This window comes from Sorangium sp. So ce590 (genome assembly GCF_051521365.1).
Classification (GTDB): Bacteria; Myxococcota_A; Polyangia; order Polyangiales; family Polyangiaceae; genus Sorangium.
Window position 1 is genome coordinate 6,981,208 of sequence record NZ_CP150346.1, and the last position, 12,890, is coordinate 6,994,097.

The 12,890-nt window shown below is 75.1% G+C and carries 11 protein-coding genes; 5 read left to right on the forward strand and 6 right to left on the reverse strand.

What is annotated here, in order from left to right; translation table 11 throughout:
* Window positions 1-107: 107 nt before the first annotated feature.
* The 3 genes from WMF28_RS26030 to WMF28_RS26040 are packed head-to-tail and all read right to left on the reverse strand — an operon-like array spanning window position 108 to window position 3,668.
* Window positions 108-1,895: a hypothetical protein gene (locus WMF28_RS26030; protein ID WP_437596020.1), complete on the reverse strand. Its 1,788-nt coding sequence runs from the start codon at window positions 1,893-1,895 to the stop codon at window positions 108-110.
* Window positions 1,882-2,766: a S8 family peptidase gene (locus WMF28_RS26035; RefSeq protein ID WP_437596021.1), complete on the reverse strand. Its 885-nt coding sequence runs from the start codon at window positions 2,764-2,766 to the stop codon at window positions 1,882-1,884. The genes WMF28_RS26030 and WMF28_RS26035 overlap by 14 nt, the downstream gene beginning before the upstream one ends.
* On the reverse strand, window positions 2,763-3,668 hold the full coding sequence (locus tag WMF28_RS26040) for a hypothetical protein (protein ID WP_437596022.1): 906 nt from the start codon (window positions 3,666-3,668) through the stop codon (window positions 2,763-2,765). The genes WMF28_RS26035 and WMF28_RS26040 overlap by 4 nt, the downstream gene beginning before the upstream one ends.
* A 268-nt stretch (window positions 3,669-3,936) precedes the next feature.
* On the opposite strand from WMF28_RS26040, the gene WMF28_RS26045 reads away from it, so the two are divergent.
* The 3 genes from WMF28_RS26045 (at window position 3,937) to WMF28_RS26055 (ending at window position 6,277) form a co-directional block, all read left to right on the forward strand.
* The gene (locus WMF28_RS26045; RefSeq protein WP_437596023.1) at window positions 3,937-4,542 is read left to right on the forward strand and encodes a hypothetical protein; all 606 of its coding nucleotides are present in this window, start codon (window positions 3,937-3,939) and stop codon (window positions 4,540-4,542) included.
* Between the two features lie 413 nt (window positions 4,543-4,955).
* Complete coding sequence (locus WMF28_RS26050) at window positions 4,956-5,393, forward strand: DUF2382 domain-containing protein (RefSeq protein WP_437596024.1); 438 nt, start codon at window positions 4,956-4,958, stop codon at window positions 5,391-5,393.
* Between the two features lie 113 nt (window positions 5,394-5,506).
* Window positions 5,507-6,277 (forward strand): YsnF/AvaK domain-containing protein, encoded by a 771-nt coding sequence (locus tag WMF28_RS26055; protein WP_437596025.1) that lies wholly within the window; start codon window positions 5,507-5,509, stop codon window positions 6,275-6,277.
* Between the two features lie 96 nt (window positions 6,278-6,373).
* Here WMF28_RS26055 and WMF28_RS26060 read toward each other — a convergent pair whose 3' ends face one another.
* Complete coding sequence (locus tag WMF28_RS26060) at window positions 6,374-6,880, reverse strand: DUF6326 family protein (protein WP_437596026.1); 507 nt, start codon at window positions 6,878-6,880, stop codon at window positions 6,374-6,376.
* Between the two features lie 73 nt (window positions 6,881-6,953).
* On the opposite strand from WMF28_RS26060, the gene WMF28_RS26065 reads away from it, so the two are divergent.
* Window positions 6,954-7,811 carry a LysR family transcriptional regulator gene (locus WMF28_RS26065; RefSeq protein WP_437596027.1) on the forward strand — a complete coding sequence of 286 codons (858 nt, stop codon included), beginning with the start codon at window positions 6,954-6,956 and terminating at the stop codon, window positions 7,809-7,811.
* Between the two features lie 583 nt (window positions 7,812-8,394).
* Here WMF28_RS26065 and WMF28_RS26070 read toward each other — a convergent pair.
* Entirely contained in the window at window positions 8,395-10,443 is a 2,049-nt protein-coding gene (locus WMF28_RS26070) for an ATP-binding cassette domain-containing protein (protein WP_437596028.1), read from the reverse strand.
* A gap of 18 nt (window positions 10,444-10,461) precedes the next feature.
* Between WMF28_RS26070 and WMF28_RS26075 the strand changes: the two genes are divergently transcribed.
* The gene (locus WMF28_RS26075) at window positions 10,462-11,136 is read left to right on the forward strand and encodes a hypothetical protein (protein ID WP_437596029.1); all 675 of its coding nucleotides are present in this window, start codon (window positions 10,462-10,464) and stop codon (window positions 11,134-11,136) included.
* A gap of 30 nt (window positions 11,137-11,166) precedes the next feature.
* Here the strand turns inward: WMF28_RS26075 and WMF28_RS26080 are convergent, their stop codons facing one another.
* Window positions 11,167-12,675 carry a pyruvate kinase gene (locus tag WMF28_RS26080; RefSeq protein WP_437596030.1) on the reverse strand — a complete coding sequence of 503 codons (1,509 nt, stop codon included), beginning with the start codon at window positions 12,673-12,675 and terminating at the stop codon, window positions 11,167-11,169.
* Between the last annotated feature and the right edge of the window lie 215 nt (window positions 12,676-12,890).

Sequence of the window (12,890 nt, forward strand, 5' to 3'; positions counted from 1 at the left end):
CTTCGAGAAAGGGGTCGATGGGTCAACCCGGGTCGGGCAATGAAAATGGATGGCTCAACCCTGGATGGCTCAACCCAGGTGGGTCACCCGGCTGATTGCGGACGCCCTCAACGCGTAACAACGAACCCCAGGGCCTCCAAGCTCGCGCCAACCTCATTGTCCCAGCCCAGCCGCGGAGCCAGGCGCAGCTCGCCCGGTGCAAGCGATGCCGTCAGTGCCAGCAGGGCGCCGACCTCGACCCCTTCGAGCTCGGCACCGGCGTCGCCTGCGAAGGGCGGGCAGAGCACGCGGCCGAACGGCGCGAGCGCTAGCGCGGTGCGCAGCGGCTCGCCGAGCACGGCACGCAAATCGTCGAGATCGCGGCCGATGGCGACCGGCGGGATGGCCGCCGGCCAGAGCCAGACCGCGAGGCCGGGCAGATCGGCGACGCAGGCCGCCGCCGCGCGCTCCGGCGGGAGTGCGAGGCCGCGGGCGCCGACGCGCGAGGCTGCGATCGCGGCGACGACGAGCCCCGGTGGCGCGAGCGTCAGCGCCGCGAGGCGACCCAGGTTGCGGTGCGCCGCAGTCCGGCGGGCGGCAACCACGGTGAGGTCGTCGGGTCGGTCGTAGACGAGCTCGACCTCGCGCTGGACGGCCACATGAGGCGCCGCCTGCGCCGCCGCCGCGAGCGCCCGCTCGCGGAGCCCGCCGTCCGGCGCCGGCCCGCCGTTATCCTGCGGCGGCGCGGCCTCCTCGATTTCCAGCCGCTCGCGGAGCAGCTGCGCCACCCGAGACGGCAGCCCCAGCGAGCCGAGCGACCAGGCCGCGGAGAACCAGTCGACCGGCGCCGCGGGCTCCGCGGGCGCGAGCGCCTCAGCCGATGCACGGTCCCACGCGGCGAGCGCCTCCCCGAGCGGATGGCCGAGCTCCCGGAACAGCGCGCCCGCCTCCTCGAGCGCCACCGCCGCGCCGGGATCGCCGAGGTCCCGCCGCGCGCGCCCGGCAGCCCGCGCCGCGTAGGCGATCCAGGTCCGCAGCGGCGGCGCGGCGCCCGCGGCGACGTCGCGGGCGCAGCTCGCGAGCGCGAGGGCGTCGTCGGCGCGGCCCAGCTCGAGCGCCAGCTCCGAGAGGAACGTGAGCGCCCGGGCGCGGCCGAACGCGTCGCCGAGGCGCGCGCACAGCCACTCCTGCCGCTGGAGCGCCGCGCGGGCGCGCTCGAGGGCGCCGAGCCCGAGCGCCGCCGCGCCGAGCTGGCCGCAGGCGATCGCCTCGCCCACCGCATCGCCCCGGCGGCGGTGGAGCTCGGCCGCATGCTCAAGCAGCGCCTCGGCCGCGCCGTGGGCGCCGAGGGTCACGTAGAGCGTGCCCAGCGAGTTCAGGATCTGCGCCCGCTCGCCGAGGAACGGCTCCGACCGGCGCAGCGCCGACAGCAGCGTGCGCTGCGCGGCCGCCGCGTCGCCGACGATCCGCTCGGCCGTGCCGCGGTAGTGGCCGGCCACGACCGCGGCGCGGCGGCCCGTGTCCCCTGCGCCCGCGATGGCGTCGAGCTCCGCGACGGCGGAGGCGCAGGCCGACCGCGCGTCGCGGCGCAGCCGCGCGAGCACCGCCTCGCACCGGGCGAGGTCCCGGGCCTCCGCCTCGCCTTCCCGGTCGAACGCCGCGGCGGCGCCCTCGAGCAGCACGACCGCGGCGTCCAGCGCCCCCTCGCGCAGCGCGAGCGCGCCCCGCCCGAAGCCGAGCGCCGCCGCGAGGAGCGGGCCTCCGGCAGGCGGCGCAGCCGGCGCCGCCGCTGGATCCCCGGCCTTCCCGAGGAGCCCCGCGACACGGTCGAGCTCGGCGCGGACCTCGGCGCCCGGCGCGCTCCGGAGCAGCCGCGGCAGCGGCGACATCCTCTCGAGCGGGTCAAGCGGGAGCACGGCCATCCTCCAACTCCTCCGCGCCCGCGCGCTGCGGCGCCGCTCGCGCCGCCGTGGCGCCCTCCACCGCGCTCCTCCCCGCCCCGCGCGCGAGCTCGTGCAGCGCCGCCTTCACCGCCTCGATCGAGAGCTCCGGCCGGGCGGCGCGGATCCGCGCCACGTGCGCGGTCACGTGGGGCGCCGCGAACGAGGTTCCGGTCCAGCGCCGCTCGCCGCCGCCGGGCGCGGGCGCGAGCACCTCCTCGCCGGGCGCGAGGATCTCATGGTCCAGCGTGAGCTCGCTCCGGAGCGCCTCCGGGTCCTGGAGGGCCCCTCGACCGACGCCGATCAGCGACTTGAAGCGCCCTGGATAGGTGCGGAACGCCGCCGCGTTCGGGCCGGCGGCCACGAGCACGACCTCTGCCGTGTAGGCCGCGTCCGCGACCTCGTAGAGCTCGACGAGGGACCGGTAGTCGCCCGGGCGGAGCGGCGCGCTCCTCGGGATGTCGATACCGAGACTCAGGTTGACCACGGAGAAGCGCTCGCGGACGCAGAAGCGCAGCGCGGCGATGAGCCCGTCGCGCGAGCATCGTCCGTCCTCGCCGAGCGCGCGCACGCTCGTGATCTCGGCCCCGGGCGCCATGCGGTGGACGATGCCCGCGCACGCCGTCCCGTGCCCGCTGACGTCTCCCGGCGCGCACGGCGCGGCCTCGTGCGCGCCGCCGCGGCGGACCAGCGCGACGTGGCGCAGCGCCGCCGCGCTCAGCGCTGGGTGCGAGGCGTCGACGCCGGAGTCGACGAGCGCGACGCGCACGCCGGCGCCGCGGCGCGCCTCCCCGCGCGCCGCGTCGTCGAGGTCGCCGCCCGGTCCTGCCGGAGGGGGCGCCGTCACGCCGCGCTCCCCTCCCCCTCGGCGAGCGGCCCCTGTGCGCCGCCGGCGCCGCGCGCGTAGGCGTCGATCCGCGCGAGGAGGTCGAGGGCGAGGCGGGCCTCGGCCTCGCCGTGCTCGGCGAGCCTCCCCACCACCGCCGCGAGCTCCAGGCGGCGGCGGTACTCCGGCGTGAGCCGGAGCGCGTGGATGTGCCGCTCCAGCGCGGCGCGGAGCGAGGTCGGCGGCGGGGCCGCTCCTTCCTGCGCCGACTGGCCCGGCGCCTGCGCGAGCAGGTCTGGCATCGCGCGGGCGAAGAGCTCGAAGACGACCCGTTCGGTGCGGAACGACTCCACGGTGAGCGCGAGGACCTCGGCGAGCCGCTCGGCCATGTCGAGCTCCCTCGCTCCGAAGGGAGCGTCATGCGAGAAGAGCGCGGCGCCGCCCACGGTCGTCGCGCCGACGCGGATCGGCACGAAGATCGCGGCCGTCGGCGCCGCGGCCAACAGCGGCCGGAGCGGCGCGATCATCGGGTCGCCGTCGGACAGCCCCACCGCGTGCCCGCCGCCGCCGCCGAGCAGGAACGCGAACGGGGTGCCGCTCGGCGGCAGCTCCGCGCCCGGGGCGCGGAAGCCGGCGGCGTCGGCGACGACGGGCACCGTGAGCCGCCCGAGCGCCTCCATCTCGACCGCGACGAGCGCCTCCGAGCACGGCACCGCGAGGCAGGCGAAGCGCAGGTGCTCTCCGAGCCCGCGCACGCGCGCCTCGACCGCACCGAGGAGCGCCGCCGACTCGACGGTCGCGAGCAGATCGCGGAGGCGCGCGGTGAACGGGGCGAGCGGCGAGCGCAGCGCGTGCGGGTGGGGCGGGAGGGCCCGCGCCGGGGCGGGCGGGGCGCCCGGCGCGGAGCGGTCGGCGAGCGGCATGGTGCGGCGATGCTACCGCCGGAGGGCCCTCGAGCGAACCGCCATGACGCCCGCGCCGAGCCGCTGCCCCCCGGACAGCGCTGCCGCGGGCGCGGCGGGCCGCCTCCCGCCCTGCGAGGTTCGGGTTGACGTGCCCTGCTCCTCTCCTAGCATGCAAAGACATGCGGCGATCCGGCTGCCCCGCGCACCGTCCGAAGCGATCGACCGCGCACGCGGCAGACGGATCGCGGTTCACGGCCGCGAGGCCCCTCGATCCGGCGCGGGCGCGATGAGCCCGTCCGTCCGCGAGCAGCGGCTCCGTCTCGCCGTCGTCCTCTGGGGTGTCCTCGGCGTCGTGGCCGTCCTGATCGAGGCGATCTACCGGCTCGGGGCCACGGCGGTTCGCATCCTGACAACCCACGATCTCACGACAGCCCAGCTCATTCTTCTTGCGGCCTGGACGGTCGTGATCGCCTATTTCGAGGGGTATCGCGGTTTTCAGCAGCGCTTCTCGCCGCGGGTGATCGCGCGCGCGCTCCACCTCGCGGAGCACCGTCGGCCCCTGCATGTGGCGCTGGCGCCGCTCTACTGCATGGCGCTCTTCCACACGACGCGCCGCCGGCTGATCGCGACGTGGGTGCTCATCGCGGGCATCGTGGCGCTCATCCTGCTCGTCCGGCAGATGTCCCCGCCCTACCGCGCGATCGTCGACGCGGGCGTCGCGTTTGCGCTCGCCTGGGGGACCGTGTCCATCCTCGTCTACCTCGCGCGGGGGCTCGCGGGCCGCCCGCTCGGCATCCCGGCGGACGTGCCGGAGGACGCGCTCCGCGCGGGCAGCGGCGCGGGGCAGCTCGCCCGTCCGGCCGTGCAGGCGGGCGGCCCCTGCGATCCGTGAAGCCGTGCAGACGGGCGGGCGGCCCCTGCGGACCAGGAGCTCCGCGCAGGCGACCGACCTCCGCAACAGCACAGCCATGCGGGCGAGCGGCGCTGTGACTCCCGATCGGCCCGGCTCATCATACGCCCTGATCTGAACCGCGTCGCGGCCTCACCTGTGGCCTTCTGGTCATCGCCTCCGACGTCGCGATTCGCGGCAACAAATACTTTGTAAACACATCTTCATGTCACGCGTGTGGCGCGATGCCTCGCGCGGCGCGGCCCGCGCAGGGGAGAGCGCGCTGTCGCGCGGCGCCTCGACGCCTGCGGCCGCAGTTGGCCCGGACCGTGCTCCAGACCGGGGACGACCGGGAGCGCTCGTCGAGAGCGCGTCACCGACGAAGAACCGCGCTCCGTGGAGCGCACCGGGGCACCGTGCAGGACTCGATCAACAGCCAGAGACCGGCCGACGAGAGAGCAGAGATCGCCGACGAGCTCATCGTGCCTGTCGTCGCGCAGGAGCTCGAGGTGCAGAAGCGCACGGTCGAGTCTGGACGCGTCCGCATCGCCAAGCAGGTCCACGAGCGGGTGGAGGCCGTCGAGGAGCCGCTCGTGAGCGAGCGCGTCGTCGTGGAGCGCGTCACCGTCGATCAGGTGGTGACGGAGCCGCCCGCGACCCGGCAGGAGGGCGACACCCTGATCGTGCCGGTCGTCGAGGAGGTGCTCTTCGTCGAGAAGCGCCTGGTGCTGAAGGAAGAGCTCCGCATCACCCGGATCCGCGCGGTCGAGATGAGCCCGCCGGAGCGCGTCACGCTCCGGAGCGAGGACGTACGGGTGGAGCGCGTGCCTCCGCGCGATCGCGACGGCGAGTGAAGAGTTTTCGAGGGGCTCCGGCGTCCCGGGCCCCGAGCCACGAACCCCACCCTCGCGCGCGGCGCGGGGGGACAACGGTCCAGAGGGACCCCACCGACCCTGGAGGTCATGTCATGAATCACAGCGAACGTTCCATGTCCCCGTCCCAGCGCTCTCAGCAGCTGAGCAAGTCCCAGCAGACCACCAAGACCGCCACCTCGACCGCCAGGACCGAGGACCTCCGGGCCGACGTCCTGCAGGAGCAGCTCGCCGTCCCCGTGATCGAGGAGGAGCTTCAGGTCGGCAAGCGCGAGGTGAACCGCGGGGGCGTGCGCGTGTCGAGCCGCCTGGTCGAGCAGCCGATCCAGGAGTCGGTGAGGCTGCGCGAGGAGCACGTCCACGTCGAGCGGCACCCGGTGGATCGGCCGGTTCAGCCGGCGGCGCTCGACGCCTTCCAGTCCGGCACCGTGGAGCTCGTCGAGACCGACGAGGAGGCGGTCGTCGCCAAGAAGGCGCGCGTCATCGAGGAGGTCGTCGTCAGCAAGGCGGTCACCCAGCGGACCGAGCAGATCCGGGAGACCTTGCGTCACACCGAGGTCCACGTCGAGCCGGTCAGCGCGGCCGAGCGCAGCAACGGCGTGAGAGGGTACGAGCAGTACGACACCGACTTCCGGCAGCACTACCAGACGGGCGCCTACGCCAAGCACGGCTATGCCTACGAGCAGGTCGCGCCGGCGTATCTGTTCGGCTACCAGCTCGGCACGTCCAAGAACTTCAAGGGACACGACTGGACGACCATCGAGATGGAAGCGGGCAAGGCGTGGGAGGAGCGCAACCCCGGGACCTGGGAGCACATGAAGGCCGCGGTGCGGCACGCCTGGGACAAGGTCACGGACAAGGCGTAGGAGCGCGGCGCTGGCACGCCGCTGAGCCCCCGAGACGGGAGGGCGCTGGAGGCGCCGGGAGATGGGTTCTCTCGGCGTCTCTTTGCTTGATCCGATTCAGGACCAGCCCTCTTCCAGCCGCGCCGCATGGGCGCCGGGGCCTCGGGCTCGTGCCTCGCTCGCGGGGCGCGGCTTCCACCGGAAGGCCAGCACCACGATGAGCGTCGTGCACGCGATCTCGATCGCCGCGAAGAAGCGATAATAGCCGGCGGTGGGGCCCATCATGAGCGTCGCCGCGACGACCGCGGTCTTGACGGCGCCGGCCACGATGTTGGCCCACCGGTTGGCCCGATACGGCAAGATGCGCGACAGGAGCGTCATCGCGATCGGGATCTCCATGAGCACGGCTGCGCCGAGGAGGAACTCGCGGGTGATCCGGAGCGAGTCGACCTGGCCGCGCAGGTACTGCGCGAGCATCGTGGAGTCCATCAGCCCCACGACGTCGGCATAGAGGTAGTTGAACATCGCGAAGACCCACAGCGCCGAGAGGAGGCGCTGCATGTCCCGGGGCGGCGTGTGAATCGCGGCGGGCGGCGTCGAGAGGGTGTGTTCCGGGTGCCTCATGCGATGAACGTAGCGGCTCGTGTTCGTTCAGCCGATGGTTGAATCCGCAGATTCATTGTGCAAGGATGCACAGGTGGACTGGGACGACCTGCGGCACGTGCTCGCCCTCGCGCGGCACGACACGCTGAGCCGCGCTGGCGTCGCGCTGCGGACGACCCACACGACGGTGGCGCGCCGCATCCGGGCGCTCGAGGAGCGCCTGGGGGTTCTGCTCTTCGCGCAGACGCCCGACGGCTACGTGGCCACGGCGGCGGGCCAGGACGTGGTGGAGGTCGCCGAGCGGACCGAGGCCGAGCTGCTGGCGCTCGAGGCGCGCGTGCTCGGCCGGGACGCGCAGCTCCAGGGGAGGCTCCGCGTCTCCACGATGGATATGCTCTTTCGCGTATACCAGCCGGCGTTCTCGTCGTTCACCGAGCGCTACCCGGGCGTCGAGCTGACGGTCGCCTCCGGCGACAGCGAGGTCAGCCTGCCGCGCCGCGAGGCCGACGTCGTGCTGCGCATGACGAGCTCACCCCCCGAGCACCTCGTGGGGCGCAAGGTCGGCCGCGTCCAGTTCGCCGTGTACGCGAGCAAGGGCCTCGCGGAGCGCGCGGGGCAGCCGGCGCGCTACGCCGACTTCCCCTGGATCCACTGGGACGAGCGGCTCGACCCGCGCTGGCTCGACGCGTGGCTCGCGGCGAACGTTCCGGGCGCGCGCATCGCGATGCGGGTGGACTTCAGCTCGATGGCGCTCCAGGAGGCGGTCGCCGCGGGGATCGGCGCGCACTTCCTCGCCTGCATCGCGGCGGACGGCGACCCGCGGCTCGCGCGCATCGGCCCGATCGACCCCGCGTTCGACCGCGACCTCTGGCTGCTCACGCTCCCCGAGCTGAGGAACGTGAACCGCATCCGCGCGTTCATGGAACACATGGCCGAGGCGCTGTCGGCTTGACGCCGCGCTCGCACGGGAGCCGCGTGGGGGCTCACGCCGGTGGGGCGCCGAGCTCCGCGCGCCGGCGCTCGCGACGGGAAGCCGGAATGCGCAAGCCCCACGACATCCTCATCGAAGACAACGTCTTCTGGCGGGGACGGCGGGCATCAATCACCACGACGTAGCGAGCAGGAAGAACGATTTCGCGACGACCACGATTCGCGACGACTCCTTCGGTCCGCGCGCTCCCCCGCGCCGGGCGCCCCGCTCGCGGGCGGCTCCGGCGGCAGCACCTCCTTCGCCAGCTCCTCGAGCGGGATCTCGGCGAGCTTCCGCTTGATCTCCGGGAGCAGCAGGCCTGGCCCTGAAGGTCGAATGAGGCATCCTCGCGAGGCGCAGAAACGAGCGCCGAGAGGTCATGCGGTGGCAAAGTCGGCGGGGATGTCGCTCTCTCGACGTGCGAGCCCGGCGACGGCGAATCACCGCGACCGGGAAAGGCCCCGGCCCGATTCGTGGTCCTCGATCGCGCTGGGCTCCTGGGACCCCAACGTGGTCGACGAGTACGTCGCGAGCTCTGACGAGCACCTCCTCCTGAGGGGATCCCTCAGGTGACAGGGGTCGAGCGCTGCAGCGCATCGGCCAGCAGCGACCGGTAGAGGTGCGAGCCCTCGCGCAGCGACTCGTGCGTGCCCACCGCCACGACCCTGCCCTCGTCGAGCAGCACGTTGAACGTCGACCTGAGGAGGTGCGGCCCGTGGGTCACCACGATCGCGGTGCGCCCGGCGGCGACCTCGCACACCGTGCGCAGGAGCGCCTCGGCGGTCGCGCCCGGCAGGCCCGCCTCCGGCTCGTCCAGCACAAAGACGCGCGGCTCGCGCAGCAGCACCCGCGCGAGCAGCAACCGCCGCGCCTCGCCGCCGGACAGGCTCGGCGGCGACGTGCGCACCTCGGTCGCGATCCCGCGCGCCGGCCGCGTCCCCGCCGGCCCGTCCGACCCCCCCGCCAGCTCGTCGAGCTCCACCCGGCGAAGCGCGTCGCGCATGCGGTCCTCCGAGGGCGCTGGCGCGAGGCCGAGCGCGAGGTTGTCCGCGATGCTCCGCTCGAACAGCCGCGCCGACTGGCCCACCACGCCGAAGAGCCGCGGCAGGTGCTCGGGCGGGATCTGCCGGAGATCGACGCCTCCCACGGAAATCGCGCCCGACGACGGCTCGTCCAGGCGCAGGAGCAGGCGCAGGAGCATCGATTTGCCGCTGCCGGAGCGGCCGCAGACGCCGACCACCACGCCGGCGGGAATCGAGAGCGACACGTCCTCGAGCACCGGACGGCTCGCGCCCGGCGGGGTGAAGGTGACCCGCTCGAAGACGATCGCCAGAGGCCCCATGGCCTCGCCGTCCAGGCCGGTCGCGGGGGCGCCGCTCGGGCGCGGCGGGTGCTCCGGCAGCCGCAGCAGGGCGAGCGTCGCACGCAGCAGCGGGGCGCGCTCGAGGAAGCCGGCGCGGAGCGCGTCGAGCGCCTCGAGGCGCGCCATCAGGAGCGGCACAACGAGCAGGAGCTCGCCGACCTCGCCCGCGCCCGCATCCCCGCGGGAGGCCGCGATCGCCGCCACGATGACGAGCGGCGAGAGCGCCGCGAGCACGCCCTTGATCTGGCCCGAGACCGCGAGCGCCTGGCCGAAGCGGCGGCGCGCGTCCGCGACCCGGTGCGCCGCCCCGGCGAGCTCGCCCTCCGCCTGGGCGCGGGCGCCGAGCAGGCGCAGGTCCTCCGCGCCCGCGAGCGCCTCGCCGAGGGCGCCGAAGACGGCCGTGTCGGCGTGCTGCATCTCCCGCATCGCGTGCGCCACGCGGCCCGAGGCGCGATCCGCCGCGAGGCGCGAGGCCGCGAAGAGCGCCGCGCCGCCCGCGAGGACGAGCGCCATGCCGCTCGAGACGAGCGACGCGGCGAGCACCGCGAGCGTCGCGAGCGCCTGGGGCAAGCCGGTGGCGAGGGCGACCCCGAAGTCGGCGACGAGGCCGGCGTCGCGCGCGATCGCGAGCCGCACGACCTCGGCGCCCCGCGCGGGCGGCGCGGGCCTCGCACCGGAGCCGGCCGGCGGCCGGGGCGCCGCGGCGGGCCCCGCCGCCCGGGCCTCCAGGAGGGCGCGCCCCGCAGCGTCGACGTCCCGGGGCGAGGCGGAGAGCGCCGCGTGGAAGAGCGCGACGCGGAGCGCGGCGGTGAGGTCGCCGGCGAGCTCGGAGCTCTTCCGGCTCGACAGCACCGCCGCCGAGGCCGAGGCGAGCGTGGCGCCCAGCGCGGCGAGGACCACCGCGGACGGCGGCGCGCCGTCGAGCAGCCGGGCGAGCGCGCCGCCGAGGCCGCTGGAGGGCGCCGCCGCGCGCCCGGCCACGGCGCCGAGGGCCGCGCCGGCCATGGCCGGCAGGAGGCCGGACAGGGCGCCTGCGAGCGAGGAGAGCGCCACGACGAGGGCGAGGCGCAGCCCTCCGGAGAGGGCCGCGCGGCGCTCTGCCGGCCCCTGCTCCCCCGCCGGCGCTTGCGACATGTGCGCCCCGCCCCCCTCGCGCAGCGAGCGAAGACCGATCCGCAGGATCGCGAGGAGCGCGCGCATCGACGTGCGGCGCCACGCTACACCGCGGACGCCGTTGCGCGCGACGCGCATTCGATCGACCCTCTCCCCGTGCGCACCGCGCTCGTGGTCCTGCTCCCGCTGCTCGCGGCCTGCGAGCGCCCTCAGCCCGCGCCGCCGGCGGAGGCCGACGCGGGGGCTCACACCCCCTGGACGCGCGGCGCCGCGCCGCCCCTGAGCGAGCGCAGCGCCCACCCCCGGACAGGCGCTGCGCCGGCGGTGGGCTCCGCCGAGCCGGACGCGCTCGAGGAGATCCTCGCCGCCGCGCGGCAGGCCGCGCCCAGGCCGGGCGACGGCGCGAGCCTCGCGAAGATCGGCACGAGCACCGGCCTGCCGGCGCCCTCCGCGCCCCTGCCGGCCCCGGCGCCCGACCCCACCCCGGCCCCGCGCTCGCGCGTCGAGATCGGCGCGCCCATGATGCAGGCCAACATGTCGAGCCCCGCGATCGAGAAGGCGGCGCGGGCGCAGCTCTACTGGGACCTCGTGCAGCGCTGCCGCGACCCGGACGGCAAGAGGTTGCCGCCCGACGCCGTCCGCGTCGAGTTCAACGTCGACGCCGAGGGCTACATCGTGGTGCCAACGATCATCGGCAGCGCCTCCGACCCCCGCCACGACGAGGCCGCCACGTGCATGCGGCGGGAGCTGTCCGGCGCCGCGTTCCGCGCGCCGGCGGGCGCGCGCGGGCTGCCGACCCGGGTCGACGCCACCGTGCCGTCGGTGGACTGACCGGCCGGCGCCGGCGGCCCCCGCGCCGCCTCAGTCGAGGCGCGAGACGCTGAGCGGCCGCATGAGCGCCCGCTTCTTGTCCTGGTGCTCGTGCATCCGCTTCAGCACGTCGACAACGAAGGCGACCGTCGCGACGAGGTTCTCGCCCTGGTTGAGCATCACGCACTCGGCGCGCGAGCTCATCGCCGCGTCCGTCACCTCCCCGCGGGTCGGCACGCCGGTCTTGTTCAGGCTCTCGAGCACCTGCGTCGCCCAGATCGCCGGGACCAGCGCGGCCTCGCACAGCCACAGGAGCTCCTCCTGGACCTCCGCCAGCCGCACGAACCCCATCTCGACGGCCATGTCGCCGCGCGCGAGCATCACCCCCACGTTCTCGCTGCGCATCGCCGTGAGCAAGAGCCGCGGGAACCGCTGGAACGCGGGCGTCGTCTCGATCTTGAGCACGATCCCGAGGTGAGCCGCCCCGCGCGCGGAGAGCTCCGTCTGGAGGCGCTCCACATCGGAAGGAGACCGAACAAAGGAGAGCCCCACCATGTCCGCGTGGCGCGCGATGAAGTCGAGATCCTCGAGATCCTTCGGCGCGAGCGACGGGATCCCGAGCTCGGTGTCCGGAAAATTCAGGCCCTTTCCAGGCTTCAGCTTCACCGAGCCCTCTCGCGCGAAATCCACCTCCACGAGCGCGGCCCCTTCGGTCACGACCTTGACCGTGCCGCACAGCCGCCCGTCGTCGTAGAACACCCTGTGCCCGGGCCGGAGGTCGTCGACGACCTCCGGGATGGAGCAGCCGACCGCGAGCGCCTCGTCGGCCTCGGCCTCGGCCCCGCCCGCCAGGGCGCGCGCCCGCTTCACGTCCTTGCAGAGCCAGAACCTCGGCCGCTCGCCCGACGCAGGGAGCGTGATGCGCGCCGACCCGCCGATCTTGCGCACGCGCGGGTTGGGCCCGGCGATGTCGCAGAGCACCTTGTACGCGATCCCGGTCTCCTTCCCCGCCTTCCGGAGCCGATCGAGGAGCTCGGCCCACGCGTCCGCGTCCCCCTTCGAGCAGTTGATCCGCGCGATGTCCATGCCGCCCTCGAGCAGCCGCTTCAGCTCGCCCTTCCGCGCGTCCCGGGGCAGCGTGACCATCACCCGCGTCTGGCGCCCCTGCCCCCCCGCGCCGAGCAGCGCCAGCGCGTGCTCCTCGAGCAGCGCGCCCCCCGACGCGAACGTGGTGGGGTGCTCGCCGGGCGGCCGCGCCTCGGGGCGGCGCCGCGCGAGCGCGTCGAGCGCGCCGAGCACCGCGTCCAGCGAGGCCAGCGCGCAGCTCTCCAGGCGCCCCAGCGAGCTCAGCCCGAGCGAGGCGAGCCGCGGCTGCAGCTCGCGGAGGTCCTGCTGCCGGACGGCGAGGTAGTGGAGCAGGTTCGTCGCCCCCGCCCGGTGCCGCGGGTGCACCGCCTCGATCAGGTGCCGGTAGCGCTGCTCGTGCTCGCCTGCGCTCGCGCGCAGCGCCTCCACGGCGGCGAGAGCGTGCTCAACAACCTGCGGGTCGGGACAAGCCATGGCGCGATCTCCGGGCTCCGGTGCGTGGATCCTCGCACCGCTGCGGCGCACCGCGACGCGCGGCGCTCCGGCGAGTCCAGCACCGCGCTCCGGGCAAGTCCAGCGCTGCAACCCCCGCAGCGCGCCGGCGACAACAGGACGCCTCCGCTCCGCCACGGCGCCGTCACGGACGGCCGCCCCCCGCGGCCAGCGCCGCGGCGGGCGCTGCCCCGAGG